Below are 20313 nucleotides of genomic sequence, written 5' to 3'. Positions count from 1 at the left end.
AGCATATGTATAAACCTGTCGCGCTGACCTTTCTTTTCCTGCTGATCACCTTTTCTCTTGCTAAAGCCCAGCAAAAACTACATGGGAGAATAACAGAACAAAACACGGGCATGCCCATTGCCTTTGCAACCGTGCAGGTTAAGGATGCTAAGCGTGCGTTATCTAATGAAAACGGGGAATTTGAGCTATCAGTAAGCACTTCACCTGTAAACATTACTGTTTCACATTTAAACTACATCGGCATTAGTCTGCAGGTCAGTAATCCGGATCAGCTTTTGAAAATCTCAATGGCACCCCAAGTAATGACGCTCAAAGAGGTAGCAGTAGGTAATCCCGCCATTACCATTATGCAGGAGGTAAGTGATCAGGCGCGTGAGCATATTAATCAGTCCTTCTACAGAAAGGCTTTTTTAAGACAAATCGCCTATAGTTCGGATAAACCAACCTATCTCAACGAGATCTTTTTCGATGCAGAATGGAAGGCCTTTTCCTTAACGGCCTGGCATCCAACCGAAGCCAGACATCTTGCCGGTTCAAGAGGAATATCATACGATAATCTCAGCTATTTTCTTTTTCTTATTTCGGGCTATTTACCTAATAACATGAACATCAAACCACTGACAAAAAAGGTAGATTCGGTATATAATTTCAAACTATCCGGCACCTATCAGCAGAATGGGCAGGAAATTGCAAAAATCTTTTGTAAGCCAAAAGCCGGTTTGAAGAAGTTAAATTTTGAAGGTTATTATTATGTAAATACTGTAACCAATACTGTCGTGAAAATTGAAGGTACATTCAATGACATGAAATTCACCGGGGGAGGACCAGTGAGTGTGAAAATCGAAGAAATCATTTTTTCTGCTCAATATAAAACAGATAATGCAGGAAACAGTATACTGGATTATGCCAGTTTTAATGCAATCAATAAGTTAAAAGTGCTGGGCATGGGTATACAGCGATCTGCCTTTTCTTCTATACTTTACCTGATGGACGAAGATAACATCCATAAGAGTGAGCTTAATCCTGTAAAAATAAACGTTAATGATTCTCAGCTCACCAAAGCGATGACCTACAATGAAACCTTCTGGAAGAATAACCAAGGCGTTAAAAGGACTGAAAAAGAACAGTCTGCTATTGAAATCTTAGAAAAAACACCCCAAGTAAAAAAATAATGCATACTATTTTTGAATTACAGCAATTGCTGGAAACGGCAATCAATAAAGTAGAATACCCGGCACACCCCGCTAAATTATACGAACCCCTGCGTTACATTATGCGCCTGGGTGGCAAAAGGATCAGACCAATTTTAGTATTACTTTCCTCAGAGCTTTTTGACAAAGATGCGGCAGATGCAATAGAGGCAGCGCTGGCGATAGAAACCTTCCATAATTTCACGCTGATCCACGATGATATTATGGACAATGCACCCCTGAGAAGAGGTCAGGATACCGTACATATCAAATGGGGAGTAAATAATGCGATACTGAGTGGTGATGTGATGATGGTAGAGGCCAATAAACATCTCACCAACCTTGATAGTAGCGTATTAAAAGCCGCACTAAATTGCTTCAATACAACCGCCCAGGGAGTTTGCGAAGGTCAGCAGTTAGACATGGAGTTTGAGCAGCGAAGTGATGTTTCCATTCCTGAATATATCAATATGATTCGTTTAAAAACAGCGGTTCTTGTAGGTGGCGCGATGAAACTCGGTGCTATTGTAGCGGGTGCTTCGGATCAAAATGCAGAACTGTTGTATAATTTCGGCGAAAACTTTGGCCTGGCTTTCCAGTTGCAGGATGATATACTTGATGTATATGGAGATCCTGCTAAGTTTGGTAAGCAGGTAGGTGGAGATATCATCTCTAACAAACAAACATTCTTGTTATTAAAACTGAAAGAACTGGCTAATACTGAAGATCAGCTGAAGATACAGTTACAGGAGACGAATACTGACCTTCAATCAAAAATCGGGGTGATCACTTCCTTGTATAACAAATACTTCATCAGAGAGCTTGCAATGGATGAGATGAAGCACAGTCTTGATACTGCGTTCAGTTCATTAACTCAGGTGAGTATTGCGGAAACAAAAAAAGCAGAGCTGATACATCTGGCAAAATCATTGATAAACAGAGAGCATTAATATGCGCTCTGTTTATACTCTCATTTCAGAACAGGTTACTATACTATTCTCCAAAATGAGAAAGTAATTCCTCAATCCAACCCCAGATACGCACATTTCACGCAACAATTACCCAATTTTAACCTGAGGTTGCTGAACCGTATTTTTTAACCTGAAAAATACTTAAAATCCGGACAGCCGATATCCTGCTGTCCACAGATACCTGTATGCCCTGTTCATTTAACGAGTGACACTATTACTAGCGTTATGATTGATTGCGCATGTCCATGTGATCCATTTAAATGAGTCACAAAAGCAGGTATCATAGGAAAGTGGAATAAAACCTTGTGTTTTGGATCAATAATTGCGCTATTGTATAATCAGAATAATTTAGCGATCAACAAAAACCACAACTTCATGCAAGAAATACTCTCAAAAAAAAATTTAGGTGAGCGGATCAAATCGCTGAGAAAAGAAAAATTACATTCACAATCCTTCGTTGCCGATCTGCTACAATTGTCAAGGAGCAACTATTCACAGATAGAGTTGGGCAATCAGTATCCAACCTTCAGTACCTTGCATACCCTATCCAGATATTACAATAAAAGTTACGACTGGTTGCTGCACGGCGCTAGTACCGCCGGAGACGAAGAAAACAGGGATAACGATGTTCCGGTTTTGGTTCAGGATTTAGAAATCAGTCTCAAGAACTTTGCAAAATCCCTCAGGGAGCTGGAAAGTGAAATGCAGATCATCAAAAAAACAATCGTAGCCATAGGATAGTACTATACGAAAGTATAGGTTTTGAAAAAATAAAGCATAAAAAAAGAGAGTATCCATAACAGATACTCTCTTTTTTTATGCTTTTGAAATTATTCTGCCGGAGCAGCTTCAGTTTCTGCAGCTGGTTCAGCTTTAGCAGCTTTCTTAGCAGGAGCTTTTTTAGCTGGCTCTGCTGTTTCAGCAACTGGTGCTTCAGCTTTTTCTGCTTTAACAGCAGGAGCAGCTTCTTCAACAACTTCTTTAACTACACTTGCAGGTAAAACAGATACATAAGATTTGTTGTCTTGTTTTTTTCTGAATACTACAGTACCATCAACTAAAGCGAATAAAGTATGGTCTTTACCAATACCTACACCTTTATCCGGATGGTGTTTAGTTCCACGCTGACGTACCAAGATGTTTCCTGCAATTGCATTCTGACCACCAAATATTTTGATACCTAAGCGTTTGCTATGCGACTCACGTCCGTTTCTCGAACTACCGGCTCCTTTTTTATGTGCCATTTTGTTTTATATTTTATGAACAAACAGGTTAAAATCTGTTTATCTAAATGTTTAAAAAATAATTATAAACTGATACCAGAGATCTGGATTTTAGTGAAATACTGGCGGTGGCCATTTTTCTTTTTGTAACCTTTTCTACGTTTCTTTTTGAAAACGATCACTTTATCACCTTTTAAATGAGACACGATTTTAGCTGAAACGACAGCACCTGCTAATGCAGGAGCACCCACAGAGATTGTACCTCCGTCTTCAACCAACAATACATTGTCAAATTCAATACTAGCGCCTTCATCTCCTTGCAAACGGTGTACAAAAAGGTGCTGGTCTTTTGCAACTTTGAATTGCTGTCCTGCTATATTTACTATTGCGTACATTGTTAAATAATTATTATTTTAAATTGTTCTATTTTTATCGAGGTGCAAATATAGAATATATTTGTTATAAATCATAGCGATTTACAAATTCATATAAATATCCTTATTTACTGCTATATCTTTCTTCCGCATCTGTGATGGTTTGCTCTATCAAAGTCTTCATCTGAGTAGCTACATCTCTTAGTTTTGCGATATCATTATAGTCCGTCACAAATACTACGTTCTTGGATTTACGCTTGTAATTAAAACGGATCACATAGCGCAGTACTTTGGATTTATTGAGGTCCGTCCCTTCATTCGCAATCAGGTCAGGAAAATTCCATAAACCCAGCTCATTCGCTTTATTATGCAGGTATATGATATCATTGTGCCTTAGTTTCACGCTTTTTCTGACTAAAGAATCCTTAGCATTCAGGTACTGGTATTCTCCCGTAGAAGAGTCGTAAGAATTGACAAGATCGTTACCTGCTCCCCATTTAAACTGCAGGGAAACAAACTCATCAGACCGGAATGGTGCATTCGCGATCATTGGTTTATAATAGATCACACAGTAGGCCAGAAAAGGCACAACGATGGTGATGATCAAAAAGATTTTTTTTGCTCTGGTACTCATAAAAATTTAAATTAATCCTGGGCTGGTGATAACTCTCCCTCCCACTTGCTCACTACTGCAGTGGCAATACTGTTTCCTATCACATTTGTTGCTGATCTTCCCATATCCAGTAAAGGATCGATTCCAATCAATAAGGCCAGTCCCGCTTCAGGAATATTGAAGGTGGCAATAGTTCCGGCAATTACAACCAAAGAAGCCCTTGGTACACCCGCTATTCCTTTACTTGTCAGCATTAATATCAGCAGCATGGTTACCTGTTGCTGAAAAGACAAATGGATGCCGTAGGATTGAGCAATGAACATCGACGCAAAAGTCATATATAACATCGATCCATCAAGGTTAAAAGAGTATCCCAATGGCAGTACAAAACTCACAATTTTATCCTTACAGCCAAAACGTTCCAGCTGTAACATAGTTCTTGGATAGGCAGCTTCACTGCTGGCAGTACTGAAGGCCACAAGAACAGGCTCTTTCATCCTGTTCATCAGGTTAAATACCCTGCCTTTCAGGATAATATAACCGATCATTATCAGCAATAACCATAACATCAGCATACCTGAGTAAAACTCTCCAATAAATAAGGCATAGGTGGACAGTACGCTTAAGCCCTGTTTGGCCACAATAGCAGCCATGGCACCAAAAACTGCAAAGGGTGCGAAATTCATCACATAACCTGTCACCTTCAAAATAACATGCGCAACGGCGTCAAAGAATTCAATAATAATTTTGCCCTTTTCTCCTATAGCAGCAGTCGCGACCCCAAAGAACAGCGAGAAGACCACAATCTGTAAAATTTCGTTGGTCGCCATTGCCTCTGCCATACTTTTAGGTACAATATGAGAGATAAAATCTTTCATGGACAGCGCTACCTTTTGTATTCCTGTATCAGAATTACTACTTGGCAAAGGAAGGTGCATTGCTTCACCCGGTTTGAAAATATTAACCAGGATTAATCCGAGTATGAGCGACAATAAAGAAGCACTTACAAACCACAACATCGTTTTACCACCAATACGGCCCACGGCCTTAATATCTCCTACCTTAGCTACGCCAACTACCAGCGTTGCAAAAACAAGCGGTGCCACAATCATCTTGATCAGTCTTAAAAAGATATCACTCAACAAGGTTAATGGTTCCAGTTTCTTTTCCCGTATCGTCTCGTTTTCCTTCCTTAACTGAAGTGCCGCCTTTTTATCCATTTTTAAGACGGCATACTGGCTAACTGTAGTATCTTTTATCGCACTCAGTTTGAAATCTATGTTTTTAACCTGGTTATCTGCAGATAATATATTTGTATTATAGGTATTAAATGATTTCACATTCAGCACATACCCAAGAATAACACCGAGCACCAATGCAAAGAAAATAAAAAAGGTTAGCTTGTTGTTTTTAGTCATTATTTAGGATTAAGGTTTTTTTCGGACGTAAAACTACGATAATAAACTTACTTCCTAAAGGTTGTGGAAAATGTTAAAAAAAACCAGCCTTATTTGTAACAATTATGATTTCTTTGTCTCAAAGAAACATTAAATTAAAGCAGATTGGATCAGAAAGACATCTTATTTAAGCAAATCTTTGATACAAATTCCAAGAAGATATTCCATTTGTGTTATGGATATACCGGGGATTCGGATGCTGCGAACGACCTGTTACAGGAAACCTTCCTTAAAGTATGGCAGAACCTGGATAAATTCAGGAATAAATCATTGATTTCTACATGGATTTACAGAATTGCCGTAAATACCTGCCTCACTTACCTCCGTTCAGAAAAAAGACAGGCCAAAGACGAGTTAACCGAAAACATCATTGAAAACCGTGTGGAGGAATTTTCAGAAAAAAATGAGCAGGTAGCCCTCCTTTACAAGTCAATCTCCAAACTGGAAGAGAACGACCGTTTGATTATTACCATGGTACTTGATGAACTGCCCTACAATGAGATTGCAGATATATCTGGTATCAGCGAAGGAAATCTACGCGTGAAAATTCACCGTATTAAACAAAAATTGACCGAATTATACAATCAGCATGCAAGAATTTGAACATATACAGTCCCTTTGGCAATCACACGCTGTGGAAGTAAAAATCTCCTCAGAGGAGATGCTTTTACAGGCGAAAAAAGAGGTGAAAGCCATCCGTGCCAAATCGCTATATAATATAGCAGGTATGGTGGTATCTTTCCTTGCGATCAGTTCCTTACTGGTATTTTTTGATTTCAATTCATGGACTACCCCGGCAGGTATCAGCATTATCATATTAGCTGTAGCTATATACACCCTGCTTTTATACAAAGAACACCGCTTAATTTCCACCAACGATTTCACCGCACATCCTGAAGCATTTCTGGACAAGCTGAAAGCATACCAGTTGAGCCGATTTAATCTCTATAACAAGCTCTACTGGTTTTATGCATTTGCCATTTCCTTCGGTTTCATACTCTATTTCTATGAAACATTGAGTATGCTGGACACCTGGATTCAGGCATCAATTGTGCTGTTCACCACTTTCTGGATCATCTTCTGTGCCACCATATTACGTAAGGCCTACATGAAAAAAGAAAAAGAAAGAATAGATCTGCTGATCGAGAAATTTGAAAGAATCAGCAACCAGTTCCAGGAGTAATAAAATTACTCCGTTACCTCATCCACAGAAAAAGTATTGCCTCTTAACTTGTAATGCAATACTTTTACAGCTCCCTTTTGTTGTGTACTGTCGGCCGTACTCACCAATGGGAAAGATCTGAAAAGCTCGGCATTCTTAATCATAAACTGATCATTACCGCCATAGTATTTTTTAGATTTACTACTCAGCGGCGGGAAACTGATCTTATTGAAACTGTTTCCGGAATACTCGTATACATTCAGGTCTTTCACATTCTTTTTGCTGAGCAACTCTATGTAAAGTTCAGGATTCCCGTCATTATCCAGGTCCATATTCCATACATCAGTGATGATACCTTCCCGCTCTACAGACTGGGATTTATAGTTGTTACGTACAGAATCAGACATTAACAGCAGATAACCTCCAACACTGTCTACACCTTTTCCCCAGCTTACCACTTCAAAATGAAGTCCGGGTTTTACAGCAATATCTTTGTAAAATGGAAACTGACCTTTCTCTTTTTTAACAGCGGCTTTCACTGCTGATGAATCACCTGATTGTTGCGGCTGACCTTGCTTACATGCAAATAAAAACAGCAGTCCCACTAAAAGTGCCGACTGCTGTAGAAGTTGTTTATGTTGTTTCATTTGATTCAATATTTGTTTCAGCAATTTATGTGAAATAATATTTTTAACCAAATTTAACCGGATAAAGAAAATTAAGATTTAGTTTCTGCAACTGCAGCACCATTACTTAAAGTGGTATCAGTTACTACGCTCGACTTGCCCTGAGCAGTAATCACAACCGTTTTTAACACTAGTTTCTTTCCTTTTGGCAATTCAATTTTCATCGGTCTGGTATAGGCAGCGGAAAGTGCAGAAGGTCTCGTTCCATCTAAAGTATAGTAGATTTTAGCCCCTTTAACCGGCACTTTTAAATCTAAATTAATGGTTTCGCCTTCAACAGTCTTATCCGATATCCCAATAGGAACAGGTACCCAGTAATTTGTTCCTGTAGCTTCCAGTCGCGCCAAATGTAAAGGCAAACGATCTTCAGAAAAGTTTTTCAGGTTTTTACGCGCTACCGGACTCCAGGCAATTTCCGACAAGGCAAACATTCTCGGCAGCACCATGTATTCTACTTTTTCAGGAGTTTCTACATATTCTGTCCATAAATTTGCCTGGACACCAAGGATATGCTTTTGCTGATCTGCGGTTAATACGGCAGGAATAGGGTCATAACCATATGCTACCGTATAAGGAGACATCCCTCCAATGTTTACCGGTTCATCTGCTGATGATGATTGCGCATGGTCAACATACAAACCATTGCTGCCCGGGGTCATGATCACATCATGGTTTTGTTGTGCAGCGGCAATACCACCTTCTACACCTCTCCAGGACATAACTGTTGCATTCGGAGCCAATCCGCCTTCCAGGATCTCATCCCAGCCAATGATCGACCTTCCTTTTGAATTGATATGTTTCTCTATACGCTGAATAAAATAACTTTGCAGTTCATGCTCATCTTTCAGCCCTTTTTCTTTAATCAGCTGCTGGCAGAACGGAGATTCTTTCCAGTATTCCTTCGGACTCTCATCGCCTCCAATATGAATATATTTTGAAGGGAATATGGCAATCACTTCATCCAGAACATCTTCCAGGAACTTAAAAGTATAATCGCTGGGTACAAATACATCCTCAAATACACCCCAGGTCTGCTGTACCTGCTTACCTTTTCTTGATCCTGCCCAAGGTGTCTTGGCGTCAACAAAAGTATCCCTGTCAGGAAAGCTGCTCAATTGCGGATAAGCGGCAATAGCCGCAGAAGCATGTCCGGGAAGTTCTATCTCCGGAATAACGGTAATGAATTTTTTAGCTGCATAGGCAACTATCATTTTTGCCTCATCCTGCGTATAAAACCCCTTATAAGTCTTATTGTCATTGGTCACACCCGGATGGTGGCCAACTATCGTTCCGTTTCTTACTGAACCTACGGAGGTTAACTTTGGATACTTCTTTATTTCAATTCTCCAGCCCTGATCGTCTGTCAGGTGCCAGTGAAAATTGTTCAGTTTATAAGCTGCCATTAAATCAATATATTTCTTGATAAAAGACACAGGAAAAGAATGTCTGCACACATCAAGGTGCATACCTCTGTATTTAAATCTCGGGTAATCGTTGATGTGACTTGCCTGTATAGCAATTTGAGCACCTTGTTTCTCTGGCATCATCTGCATCAGTGACTGCGCGCCATAAAACAAGCCGGCACCTTTACCGGTAAGTGTAATTTTATTTGCCGTAACAAGGATCTCATACCCTTCTTCAGGCAGTTTATCTGCACCCTCGGAACTTAAAACAATTACTCGTTTCGCCTGGCCGGCTGTTGTTTCTGTCCTTAATGCAAAACCACCTTTGGTGACAATGTAAGCATTCAGCAAGTCAGCAGTAGCTGCATCTGCCGGGTCGCCTGAAACCAAAACAACTGTTTTATCCAGTGTAAAAAAACCGGAGTTTCTTTCTACCGATACGGGCGCAGGAATAATGCCTAAATTCTCATCTGTCTGCGCCTTCAAACCAAGCGTTAAACAGGCCAGAAGTGCCGCCGAGATAACCTTCTTCATAATCTAAAATTTATAGTTTTTGTTTATATTGATTCTCTTTTCCAACCTGATATCCTGTGAACCGGCCCCAACCATTATATTAAATGTACCGGCTTCAACCACCTGCTCCATTTTCTGGTTATAAAGCGACAAATCAGCTTTACGCAGTTCAAAAGATATCGTTTGTGACGCTTTAGCTTTAATGTTTATTCTTTGAAAAGCTTTCAGCTGCTTCACCGGAGTCACTACAGTGGATACATCGTCTTTAACATATAACTGTACCACCTCATCACCATCTCTGTCACTCACATTGGTCACTTTTAAGCTTATATTTACCCGTAAGTCATCTGTTTCATTTGCAGTAATAATTAAATCACTGTACTCAAATTTACTATAACTTTTTCCATAACCAAAACTATAAAGCGGTGCAGCAATACCTTCTACATAATCATGTTTTGGAGAACTTTGATAATTGTAATAAACCGGCAACTGGCCTACAGACCGCGGCACAGAAATAGTCAGTCTGCCCGCAGGATTATAGTCGCCGAAAAGTACATCTGCAACCGCATTTCCACCCTCCTGTCCCGGATACCATGCATTCAAAATTGCCGGCACATTTGCGTCAGGCCAGTTCAGGTTTAAAGGTCTTCCACCGATAAAAACCAGCACTACCGGTTTGCCGGTTTTTACCACTGCTTTTAATAGTTCCAGCTGTTTACCCAGCAGGTCCAGCGTTTGCCTGTCAAACCCTTCTCCGCTCTCCATATCACTGATCCCGCCCGCAGAAGCCTGATTAACAGTCGCAGCTCCCGTGCTGATGTATTCTGTTTTAAAATCGCGCGCACTTGATCCTCCAAGTACCACAACTGCTACATCAGCTGCATTTGCAGCCGCTACAGCCGCAGCAATCTGCACATCCGTTGTATCCCTGATAGCGCAACCCTTCACATAATTTACTTTTGCCCCTGCGCCCAGTTTAGCTTTAATCCCACCCAATACGGTTACAATAGCTTCCGTTTGTTGCGGGGCTGTATAATCGCCCAGCTGATTGTACATATTATCAGCATTAGGTCCGATAACCGCCACTGAACCAATATTCTTTTTTAAGGGAAGCAATCCCTTGTCATTCTTTAGCAGTACAATAGATTCCTGAGCTACTTTTCTTGCCAGTGCAACTGCATCAGCATTGCGCACGGTCTTTTTCGCCGCTTTAGGATCCACATAGGGATGATCAAATAATCCCATTTCAAATTTTTGCGTTAACAGACGGGCTACAGCCTCATCGATCCTTTCTACTGTAACTTTTCCCTGCTTCACTGCAGCTAATAATGGTGCTGCGAAAACACGTCCGCCCAGATCATTATCCAGTCCCGCATTCATCGCCAGCGTAGCTGCCTCAGTTAAGTCGGCCGCCACATGATTAACATTTACCAGCCCGTCTATACTGCCCAGATCTGAAACAGAAAAACCTTTAAATCCCCAGGATTTATGCAGGACAGAGTCCAGCAAAAATGAGCTGCTACTGCAGGGAACACCATCTACCGAGTTATAAGCAGCCATAATAGACAAAGCACCAGCCTTAACCGTAGCCTTAAAAGGCGGCAGGTAACTCTGGTACAATTCTCTCATACCCGTATTTACTACCCCGGCATTATGTCCGCCTTCAGGAACACCATATGCAGTAAAGTGCTTGAGTGTAGAAATGATATTTGCTCCGCTTTTCAGGTCTTTTCCCTGGAAACCCTGAACCATGGCCACCCCCATTGCACTGTTCATTACAGGATCTTCTCCATAGGTTTCCTCTACCCTTGACCATCTTGGTTCACGAGCCAGATCCAGCACAGGACCGTAACCAATGTGCGCGCCCTGTAACCTGGCTTCCTTAGCAATGACAGTTGCCATTGCTTCAATTAATCCCGGATTCCAGGTACTGGCCTGGCCAATGGACGTAGGAAATACAGTAGTTCCAATTGCCATGTGACCATGAGCACATTCTTCTGCCATAAACACAGGAATCTGGAGTCTTGAATGATCGATAACGTATTTCTGTATGGCATTAGTCGCGATTGCCGCGCTGTAAGGATCCAGACCAGTCAGCAAGGTCTTCTTTGTCCAGGGATCTGCCCTTAAAGTTGCCCAGAACATCCCGATCTGACCAGATGCTACTGCCTTTTTAAACTGTCCGGAAACTACAGCACCATTACCTTTTTTATCATACATCTCCCAGCCCAGCAAAGTAGAAAGCTGTCCTACCTTTTCTTCAAGCGTCATTCTTTTGATCAGGTCATTTACCCTTTCGGCCACAGGAGCTGACGCATTCTTATAGACAGGTACTTTTTTTTGTCCTGTTACTAAAAAAGGAGAAAAAGAGCAGGCCGATACCAGAAGACAGATATATACTTTTTTATATTGACGATACATTTACAAATAATAAATCCGGTTAAAAAACTATGCTTTTGATTTCACTTTATATCCCGCAGCGCCGTAATAAAAGATAAAAGCATAAGCAGGCACCATAATATAGTAAGCCTGCTGCGCATTATACACATCTACTAAAGCGCCGTAACATAATGGTAAAATTGCACCACCCGCAATCCCCATAATCAGCAGTGAAGAGCCTATTTTAGTAAACCTACCCAATCCGGAAAGCGCCAGCGGCCATATTGCCGGCCATACCAGTGAATTGGCCAGACCCAGCAGCGCAATAAATAATACGGAAACGTAACCTGTAGTAAAAATAGCAGCCAAAGTAAATATGATCCCCAGTACAGCAAACCATTTCATCGCATTCTCCTGAGATATATACTTAGGAATACATACAATTCCAATCAGATAACCGAGGATCATTCCCAGCAAGGTAAAAGTGGTAAAAAACTTAGCTGTAGTTAAGGGAATTCCCATATACGCACCATAACTGATCACCGTATCACCTGCCATGACTTCCACACCTACATATAAAAATACGGTCAGTACGCCCATCAGTAAATGAGGAAACTGGAACACACTGGTTTTACCTGCTGTAGCTGCACTTACCTGTTCGTCTTCCTGATCAGTATCAATTTCAGGCAGGGAAGAAAAATAGATTAGTACTGCAAGAATTAATAACACGATGATAATAACAACATAAGGTAATATGACCCTTTCCGCCAACGCATTTAATTCAGCAATTTTCTCCGTCGCGCTCATCTTTTGCAATCTTGCGTGAAAACCATCCGCATCCTTTAAAGCAATTGCGCCTAATACAATTGGTGCGATAGAACCCGCTACTTTATTACAGATACCCATGATGCTGATTCTCTTTGCTGCACTTTCCGGCGGACCAAGGATGGTAATATAAGGGTTAGATGCAGTCTGCAACAGGGCTAGTCCCGTACCCTGGATAAACAATCCCAACAAAAATAATTCATAGGTACGCGTCAGTGCCGCAGGAATAAAAACCAGCGCACCAAGCCCCATAACAATCAATCCCAATGCCATTCCATTTTTAAAACCCGTAGCTTTCAGCACCCAGGCAGACGGTATCGCCATCACCAGATAACTGATATAAAAGGCAAATGCGACGAGATAAGATTCAAAATTATTTAACTCACATGCCAGCTTGAGATAAGGGATCAGTACCGAGTTTAACCACGTTACGAAGCCGAATATAAAAAACAGCGCCCCTATGATCACGATAGGATTAATGCCTGATACTTTTTTTTCTGTTGTTATCATTAAAAATTTTGTTTGGTTTTAGGTTTAGTTTTTTATTTTAAAATTTCCATTTTACAAATGCTTCCATGGCTTCATATTCAGCTAATCCGAGCTGATCATAAGCACGGGCAGTTTCCTGTGTACGCGCCTCTGCTCTAACCCAAAACTCCCTCGAATCGTCTCCCGGAAATACCGGCAGGTCTTTCTGCGACTGATGTTTGAAGATAGCTAATTTCTTTCTTTCTACCTCTTGCGGAGAAAGCGGAACAGCCATCTCTATCTCATGCGTTTCAAACTCATGCCATGCTCCTCTATATAACCATAACCAGCAGTCAGCTGTCCAGGCTTCCGTTTTGCGCAATCTTTTCATGGCCTCGATAATGATATTGAAACATACTTTGTGCGTGCCATGCGGATCTGCAAAGTCGCCCGCCGCAAAAATCTGATGTGGCTGCACCTCCTGCAATAACTCCATCGTCTGCAAAATATCATCTTCAAAGTCTACATTTTTCTGAAATTTCCCCCTGTCATAAAAAGGAAGGTCCATAAAATGGATGCGTTCATCACCTAAGCCGGCAAACCTTGCTCCTGCAATAGCCTCCCCTTTTCTGATCAGCTTTTTCACGGTACGGATTTCTTCCGGATCTGTTTGATTAGGCAATTTTGTGTTTAAGAAACTACGCATATCACCATACAGTTTTTCCAGTGACCCAGCGTCCTCTTCCCTTGATTTGACAAAGTCTATTGTAAATTCCATGAAACGTAAAGCATCATCATCCCATACAGCTGTATTACCTGACGTCTGGTAAGCCACATGTACCTGATGTCCCTGATCTGCCAGACGGATAAATGTACCGCCCATAGAAATTACGTCATCATCCGGATGCGGAGAGAAGATAATTACACGTTTCTGTTCTGGGGTAGCACGTTCCGGGCGCTGACTATCATCGGCATTGGGTTTACCACCCGGCCATCCCGTAATGGTATGTTGCAGTTTGTTAAAAATCTGTATATTAATCTGGTATACCGGGCCACGTTCTGTAGCCAGCTGTGCCATACCGTGATTGTTATAATTGTCTTCCGTTAGCTTAAGAATTGGTTTGTTTAAAGTTTTCGCCAGCCAGATTACTGCTTTCGTGATCATCTGATCGCTCCAGGTACAGTCCTTAACCAGCCATGGTGTATCAAAACGGGTAAGTGAAGAAGCTGCATCCTGATCAAGGATAAATTCTACATTGGGTGATAATTGCAGGAAGGTTGCAGGAACGTCTGACGACAATTCGCCTTCCACTGCTTTTTTAACGATCTCTGCTTTTTTCTCATTCCATGCCATCAGGATAATTTCCCTGGCTTTAAAAATGGTACCGATTCCCATTGTGATGGCTTTTGTAGGCACATTAGCCAATCCTCCGAAATCACGCGAAGCATCCCTCCTCGTCAATTCATCAAGCGTTACCAGCCTCGTTCCAGAGTTAGGTGCGGAACCCGGCTCATTGAAACCAATATGTCCGGTTCTTCCTATTCCCAAAAGCTGCAGGTCGATCCCCCCCAGTGCCGTGATTTTCTGTTCATATTTCAAACAGAAATCCTCAATATCTTCCCTGTTTAATAAGCCATCTGGGATATTGATATTTTCCGGATTGATGTCAATATGGCTAAACAGGTTTTCATTCATAAACCTTACGTAACTCTGATCAGCCTCAGGTTTCATAGGATAATATTCATCCAGGTTAAACGTAATCACGTTTTTGAAACTTAATCCTTCCTCCTTATGCAGACGGATCAGCTCTTTATAAACTTTTACAGGTGTTGCCCCTGTAGCCAGGCCTAAAACAATTTGTTCTCCTTTTGCCTGTTTTGAAAGGATCAGCGCAGCAATCCGCTTTGCTACTTCAATACTGGCGGTTTGTTCATCTGCATATACAGTTACAGGCAATTTTTCGTATCTCGTCTCTTCAAGTAAATTTAATCTTGACATGTTTGCTGAATGGTTTGATTTGGGTTGGTGTGAATATGATTATGGATTGATTTTTATAGTTTGCTGCCCGCCAGCGTAATTTGTAATGGTAAGCGCGGCATTGTCATTCTTGTCTGGTGTGTAATCAATAATGATCTTTTTCTCTGCACCCGGCAGGATGGAGAAATAGTTATCATCATAAAATACCGGCAGGATGCGTTGTTTTGTACTTGCATTTACTAAGGAAATCCGATTGAAGAAACTGACCCCGGCATTTGCCGGATTTGCCATCGTCACTTCAATTTTGCCTGACTTTAGCTGTTTTGCCGTTGCGATCAGAGGAGTTGATTTCAATTCAGCTAATCCGGAATACATGCCTTTATTATCCGGCATCCAGTAGAAATTATTGCTCAGCACATTTTTCTGTCCATCCAACAGCTGTAACGACAAGAAGGAACCTTTTTTAGCAGAAAGCTCGTCTATCGTTTTCTTCAGCGACAGTATCTTTTTTGTACCCGATGGATCCAGGAAGCAAAATACCTGTGTCAATAACGTTTCTTTTCCTGCCATATCATACGATTTGGCAACCAGCATAATATTTTGTCTTGCTTTGAAACCATTATTCACCAGCATCACCATCCCATCTACAGGATTGTACATCGCATGAAGTGGTTCGCTGCCTGAGCGTAAACCAAATAAACAGGCATTCGGATCAAGATAATAATCATACATCTGTCCACGCATAGAGGTCCATGGATTCTGTGTTTTCCAGATAATTACACCTGTGTACCAGTCCCACATATGTGAACTGAAACCTTCCATCAATCCCCTGTACTGATCATAATTTACCAGTTGCGCTTTTTTGGCAAAATCGGCCACGTCAGCAGGTTTTCCATAAGGCAGAATATGCTGTTCGTAACCCACACCCAGGTAATTGTGGTAATCCCATACAGAATCTACTTTTTCTGACGGTCCTTTTTCTGCTCTTTTTTCAGGTGTGATATATTCCGGTGCAATCAGGTTCGCTTTAGGAATGAATCTTTCGAGCGATTCCATATCTCCTACCCCTACGGAGCCTACTTCAGAATTAAACGGATAGGTTTTAGTCTCCCAGAACGTAGCTATATTTTGAATGGTATACGGACCATCACCATTTCCGCCCAATGTATTTTTAGACATATCATCAGCATTGGAGTAATCAATAAACCATCTTGTACCATCTAAGGCCGGTAAAATAGAGTCCCGCAATGGAATAAGAATATCATCCGGAGGAGTGATTTCATTTCCACCGCACCATATGGCCAGAGATGGGTGGTTTCTCACCATCTTAATCATATCAGCTGCAGATTCAAGGAATAAATGATGGTCATCCGGATATTTCCTTCTGGTCCATTGATCTTCCAGCTTCATTGGATCTACCCAGCGCCCGTTACAGTCACCCGACATCCAAAAGTCCTGAAATACCAGCATCCCATATTTATCACAGGCCTCATAGAATTCAGGACGCTCTATCAAAGCACCGCCCCAGATTCTGATCAGGTTTAAGTTCATATCCCGGTGGTACCTGATTTCAGTATCATAACGCTCCTTCGTAAAACGAAGCATTGCATCAGAAATAATCCAGTTTCCTCCTTTGATGAAGATCTTCTGACCATTTACTGCGACTTCTTTACTTCCTGTAACGGCATTCCAGTTAGTCTGTATTTCACGGACACCAACACTTACAGTCTGACTGTCACATAGTGAAGTTCCATTTTCTAAAAAGCTAATCTGCAGGCGATATAAATTCTGCTTGCCATAACCGGCCGGCCACCACAATTTGGGATGTTGTAAAATAAAATCCGGCAGTTTTACTTCAGTTGTACTATTAGGCTTAATCGCTACTTTCTGTACAATCTTCTGCCCTTCAATGATATACTGCAGGTTACCAGTTACTGCCTTTGCGCTTGTATTTTTCAGTTCAGTGGAAACCTTAATGATAGCAGGTTCCTGTTTACCTTCCGTACTTCTCTTTCCCGGAACAAGAGTAACGACGTGAGGATTCTCCATACTTACTTTACCTGTATGGGAAATATATACTTTATCCCAAATGCCGGTATTCCTGTCCCTGATCGGCCGGATCCAGTCCCACCCCGCCGTATATTGATGTCCGACTCCCTTAGCGATCATACCATCACCACCCTGACCACCGTTAGGATTTCCAACAGCATCCGGAGGATAAACAATTACAGCCAGTCTGTTTGCTCCATTTTTGGCAAGTAACTGGGTAATATTATATGCCTTACGCAAGTACATTCCTTTGAAAGGGGCATCATTTACTTTTTTACCATTCAGAAAAATATCACAACTGTAATTGATCCCCCTGAATTTTAACCACACCTGGCCATCAGCCGATGGCGGGGTTTCCTTGAAATCTTTCACAAACCAGTACGTATAGTAATCTCTGCCTGTTTCGTAAATATCCGGAATCAGTTTGTTATTCATCCCAAAGAAAGGATCTGGTACTTCTTTATTGGCCAACAGTGTAGTTAACACGGTACCAGGAACTATTGCCTTTTTCCAGTTATCCAGGGCAAAAGACGGGCTTGAAATTGCTGCCCCGTCACTTTTCACTTTTGTTACCGGCATGCATAGCCATCCTGAATTGAGTTCATATTGCTCCTGGGCAAAAAGCTTTACGTCAAAAAAAAGAAGCGTAAAAAAGCAGAGCAGTGAATAAAAAAATACAGATTTATTGATTTTAAACATTGTGTTCTTGTTGGATTTAAATTATTTGGCTATAGAATAGGCACGGTCAGTTTCTTTTGTTCCCCAGGTGGCGGATGGCTGGGCACCCATAACAATTGTCATTTTCCCGCCCTTTACCAGGTCGCTATGCATGATATATGCTTTGGTATAAGCCTTACCATTCAACACAACAGACTGAATATATTTATTAATCTTTGAGTTGTTTTTTACAGAAAGACTGAAAGTTTTACCTTTTCCTACATTCAAAGTAGCTTCATTTACTACCGGGCTACCAAATACATACATACCATTTACAGGATTTACCGGGTAAAAGCCCAGAGCAGAGAAAACAAACCAGGCAGACATTTGTCCCACATCTTCATTACCACACAATCCGTCGAACTTATCCGTATACAAGCTGTCCATAATAAACCTTACTTTGTCCGCAGTTTTAGCTGGTTTACCTAAATATCCATACAGATAAGCAATATGGTGACTTGGCTCATTTCCATGTGCATACTGGCCTATAAGACCACTAATATCCGGCGATGAGCTGCCACCCATATCTCCTTCAGCAACAAACAAAGAATCCAGCTTAGCTTCAAACGGTCTATTACCCCCCTGTAATTCGATTAATCCTTCAACATCCTGAGGGACTAACCAGGTATATTGCCATGCATTTCCTTCTGTAAAATCATCCTTTTCATGCGTTGCAGAAAAAGGATTGAAAGGCGTTCTCCATTTGTCATCACTCACCCTTCCTCTCATGAAATGGGTACTTTTATCAAAATAATTTCTGTAATTCTGCCCTCTTTTGCTCCAGTACGCGTAATCTGCAACGTTACCACGTTTCTTAGCTACCTGCGCGAGTGACCAGTCTGCGATGGCATATTCAAGGCCCATTGCCACGTTCTCCACTACACTGTCTGCCGGAATAAAGCCATATTTTTTCAATAGCGAGAGTCCACGGTCATCTTTCATCCCTGTACTTTTCATTGCCTCATAAGCCAGGTCTTTATCGAAGCCTTTAATTCCTTTAAGATAAGCGTCAGCAATAACCGGCAAAGCGGGATTTCCAACCATACAATTTGTTTCATTCCCCATTAAGTGCCAGACAGGTAATTTTCCCTGCTGCTGGTAAATGGCCAGCATCGTATTGATCACATCACCAGTTTTTTCACTATTGATCAGCGTTAACAATGGATGAGCAGCACGGTAAGTATCCCACAGAGAGAAGGTGGTGTAGTTCGTAAAAGGAGCATTTTTATATACCTTTTTGTCCGTCCCCAGATAATCGCCGTTCACATCATTAAAAACAGAAGGCGCAATCATGGTATGATACAAGGCGGTATAAAAAATCTTCATCTTTTCAGGATCCGTTGCTTTGATCACAATCCTGCTGAGTTCCGTATTCCATGCATCATTAGCAAGGCTAACCTGTTTTGCAAAATCCCAACCCGGAATTTCAGCTTTCATATTCAGCTTTGCATTCTCGATACTTACCGGAGAGACAGCAACCTTTAAGCTGATCTTTTCACCATCCTTAGTATCAAACAGTGCCACACCTTTTACAAAACGGCCTTTAATTTCAGTTCCCTGTTTGACCAAAGTGCTGTCATATACCATGAACTGTTTGATGGGTTTGGAAAACACTGCAGTGAAGTAGATACGCTGGTCCTTAGCCCAGCCCTTGGAATAACGGTAACCGGAAACTGTTGTCGCGTTTTCCTGATGCAGATAGGTTTCAGTTGCCAGATCCCATCCTATTCCCGGACGCAGATCTACAATAATTTTTGATTCCCTGCCCGCAGGGAAAGTATATTGATGGAAGCCTACTCTTTTACTTGCCGTCAATTCAGCTTGAATACCATAACGTTTCAATTTGACGCTGTAATAACCTGGTTTAGCGACTTCATCATTGTGCGAGAACAGGGAATAATATCCACTTTGTTCATCGCCCGCCCTGCCTTTAGTTAGTTTCACATTTCCTGTAACCGGCATGATAGCAATATCTCCCAGATCACCTATTCCCGTACCGCTTAAATGCGTATGAGAAAATCCGGTGATGGTAGAATCGCTGTAATGGTAACCAGAACACCAGTCCCAGCCCTCTGATAGATTGACAGGACCTAACTGAACAGCTCCAAAGGGAACATCTGCACCAAGAAATACATGCCCGTGAAAACCTGTTCCGATATAAGGATCTACGTATTTTGTTAGCTGTGCCACAGGTTTCACCTGTGCTACCGCAGTACCACTCAAAGCAGCCAGGAAAATAGTGCTGCAAAGAAACAGCCGTTTTAGCGGTAATTGATTTTGGTTGGTTGAAAAATTAAACATAGTT

Annotated in this window: 16 protein-coding genes; 5 read left to right on the top strand and 11 right to left on the bottom strand. The window is 41.4% G+C overall.

Annotation, left to right across the window (positions count from 1 at the left end):
• Window positions 1–5: 5 nt before the first annotated feature.
• From OQX62_RS23700 to OQX62_RS23690, 3 genes are all read left to right on the top strand, one after another.
• Complete coding sequence (locus OQX62_RS23700) at window positions 6–1172, top strand: carboxypeptidase-like regulatory domain-containing protein (protein ID WP_265834149.1); 1167 nt, start codon at window positions 6–8, stop codon at window positions 1170–1172.
• Window positions 1172–2140 (top strand): polyprenyl synthetase family protein, encoded by a 969-nt coding sequence (locus OQX62_RS23695; protein ID WP_265834148.1) that lies wholly within the window; start codon window positions 1172–1174, stop codon window positions 2138–2140. The genes OQX62_RS23700 and OQX62_RS23695 overlap by 1 nt, the downstream gene beginning before the upstream one ends.
• 396 nt (window positions 2141–2536) lie before the next feature.
• Window positions 2537–2902 carry a helix-turn-helix domain-containing protein gene (locus OQX62_RS23690; protein ID WP_265834147.1) on the top strand — a complete coding sequence of 122 codons (366 nt, stop codon included), beginning with the start codon at window positions 2537–2539 and terminating at the stop codon, window positions 2900–2902.
• 89 nt (window positions 2903–2991) lie between these two features.
• Here OQX62_RS23690 and rpmA read toward each other — a convergent pair whose 3' ends face one another.
• From rpmA to OQX62_RS23670, 4 genes are all read right to left on the bottom strand, one after another.
• The gene (rpmA, locus tag OQX62_RS23685) at window positions 2992–3405 is read right to left on the bottom strand and encodes a 50S ribosomal protein L27 (RefSeq protein WP_265834146.1); all 414 of its coding nucleotides are present in this window, start codon (window positions 3403–3405) and stop codon (window positions 2992–2994) included.
• A gap of 62 nt (window positions 3406–3467) precedes the next feature.
• Window positions 3468–3779 (bottom strand): 50S ribosomal protein L21, encoded by a 312-nt coding sequence (gene rplU, locus OQX62_RS23680; protein ID WP_265834145.1) that lies wholly within the window; start codon window positions 3777–3779, stop codon window positions 3468–3470.
• A 103-nt stretch (window positions 3780–3882) separates the two neighbouring features.
• On the bottom strand, window positions 3883–4392 hold the full coding sequence (locus tag OQX62_RS23675; protein ID WP_265834144.1) for a hypothetical protein: 510 nt from the start codon (window positions 4390–4392) through the stop codon (window positions 3883–3885).
• Between the two features lie 11 nt (window positions 4393–4403).
• Entirely contained in the window at window positions 4404–5789 is a 1386-nt protein-coding gene (locus OQX62_RS23670) for a dicarboxylate/amino acid:cation symporter (RefSeq protein ID WP_265834143.1), read from the bottom strand.
• A gap of 144 nt (window positions 5790–5933) precedes the next feature.
• Here OQX62_RS23670 and OQX62_RS23665 point away from each other — a divergent pair, with 144 nt between their 5' ends.
• Together OQX62_RS23665 and OQX62_RS23660 are read left to right on the top strand one after the other, a co-directional pair.
• Window positions 5934–6431 carry an RNA polymerase sigma factor gene (locus OQX62_RS23665; RefSeq protein ID WP_265834142.1) on the top strand — a complete coding sequence of 166 codons (498 nt, stop codon included), beginning with the start codon at window positions 5934–5936 and terminating at the stop codon, window positions 6429–6431.
• Window positions 6418–7011, top strand: coding sequence for a hypothetical protein (locus OQX62_RS23660; RefSeq protein WP_265834141.1), 594 nt, complete (start codon window positions 6418–6420; stop codon window positions 7009–7011). Before OQX62_RS23665 ends, OQX62_RS23660 begins: the two co-directional genes overlap by 14 nt.
• 5 nt (window positions 7012–7016) lie before the next feature.
• Here the strand turns inward: OQX62_RS23660 and OQX62_RS23655 are convergent, their stop codons facing one another.
• From OQX62_RS23655 to OQX62_RS23625, 7 genes are all read right to left on the bottom strand, one after another.
• Window positions 7017–7637, bottom strand: coding sequence for a hypothetical protein (locus tag OQX62_RS23655; RefSeq protein ID WP_265834140.1), 621 nt, complete (start codon window positions 7635–7637; stop codon window positions 7017–7019).
• 71 nt (window positions 7638–7708) lie between these two features.
• Window positions 7709–9613, bottom strand: a complete 1905-nt coding sequence (locus OQX62_RS23650) for a family 20 glycosylhydrolase (protein WP_265834139.1) — start codon at window positions 9611–9613, stop codon at window positions 7709–7711.
• 3 nt (window positions 9614–9616) lie between these two features.
• Complete coding sequence (locus OQX62_RS23645; protein ID WP_265834138.1) at window positions 9617–12013, bottom strand: glycoside hydrolase family 3 N-terminal domain-containing protein; 2397 nt, start codon at window positions 12011–12013, stop codon at window positions 9617–9619.
• 27 nt (window positions 12014–12040) lie between these two features.
• Window positions 12041–13306 (bottom strand): sugar MFS transporter, encoded by a 1266-nt coding sequence (locus OQX62_RS23640; RefSeq protein WP_265834137.1) that lies wholly within the window; start codon window positions 13304–13306, stop codon window positions 12041–12043.
• A gap of 37 nt (window positions 13307–13343) precedes the next feature.
• Window positions 13344–15263 carry a glucosamine-6-phosphate deaminase gene (gene nagB / locus OQX62_RS23635; RefSeq protein WP_416276596.1) on the bottom strand — a complete coding sequence of 640 codons (1920 nt, stop codon included), beginning with the start codon at window positions 15261–15263 and terminating at the stop codon, window positions 13344–13346.
• A gap of 39 nt (window positions 15264–15302) precedes the next feature.
• Window positions 15303–17990 (bottom strand): glycoside hydrolase family 2 protein, encoded by a 2688-nt coding sequence (locus tag OQX62_RS23630; protein ID WP_265834136.1) that lies wholly within the window; start codon window positions 17988–17990, stop codon window positions 15303–15305.
• Between the two features lie 21 nt (window positions 17991–18011).
• Window positions 18012–20309 carry a GH92 family glycosyl hydrolase gene (locus OQX62_RS23625; RefSeq protein WP_265834135.1) on the bottom strand — a complete coding sequence of 766 codons (2298 nt, stop codon included), beginning with the start codon at window positions 20307–20309 and terminating at the stop codon, window positions 18012–18014.
• Window positions 20310–20313: the final 4 nt, after the last annotated feature.

This window comes from Pedobacter sp. MR2016-24 (assembly GCF_026239655.1).
GTDB lineage: Bacteria > Bacteroidota > Bacteroidia > Sphingobacteriales > Sphingobacteriaceae > Pedobacter.
This window is presented reverse-complemented; position numbering and strand designations above follow the sequence as displayed.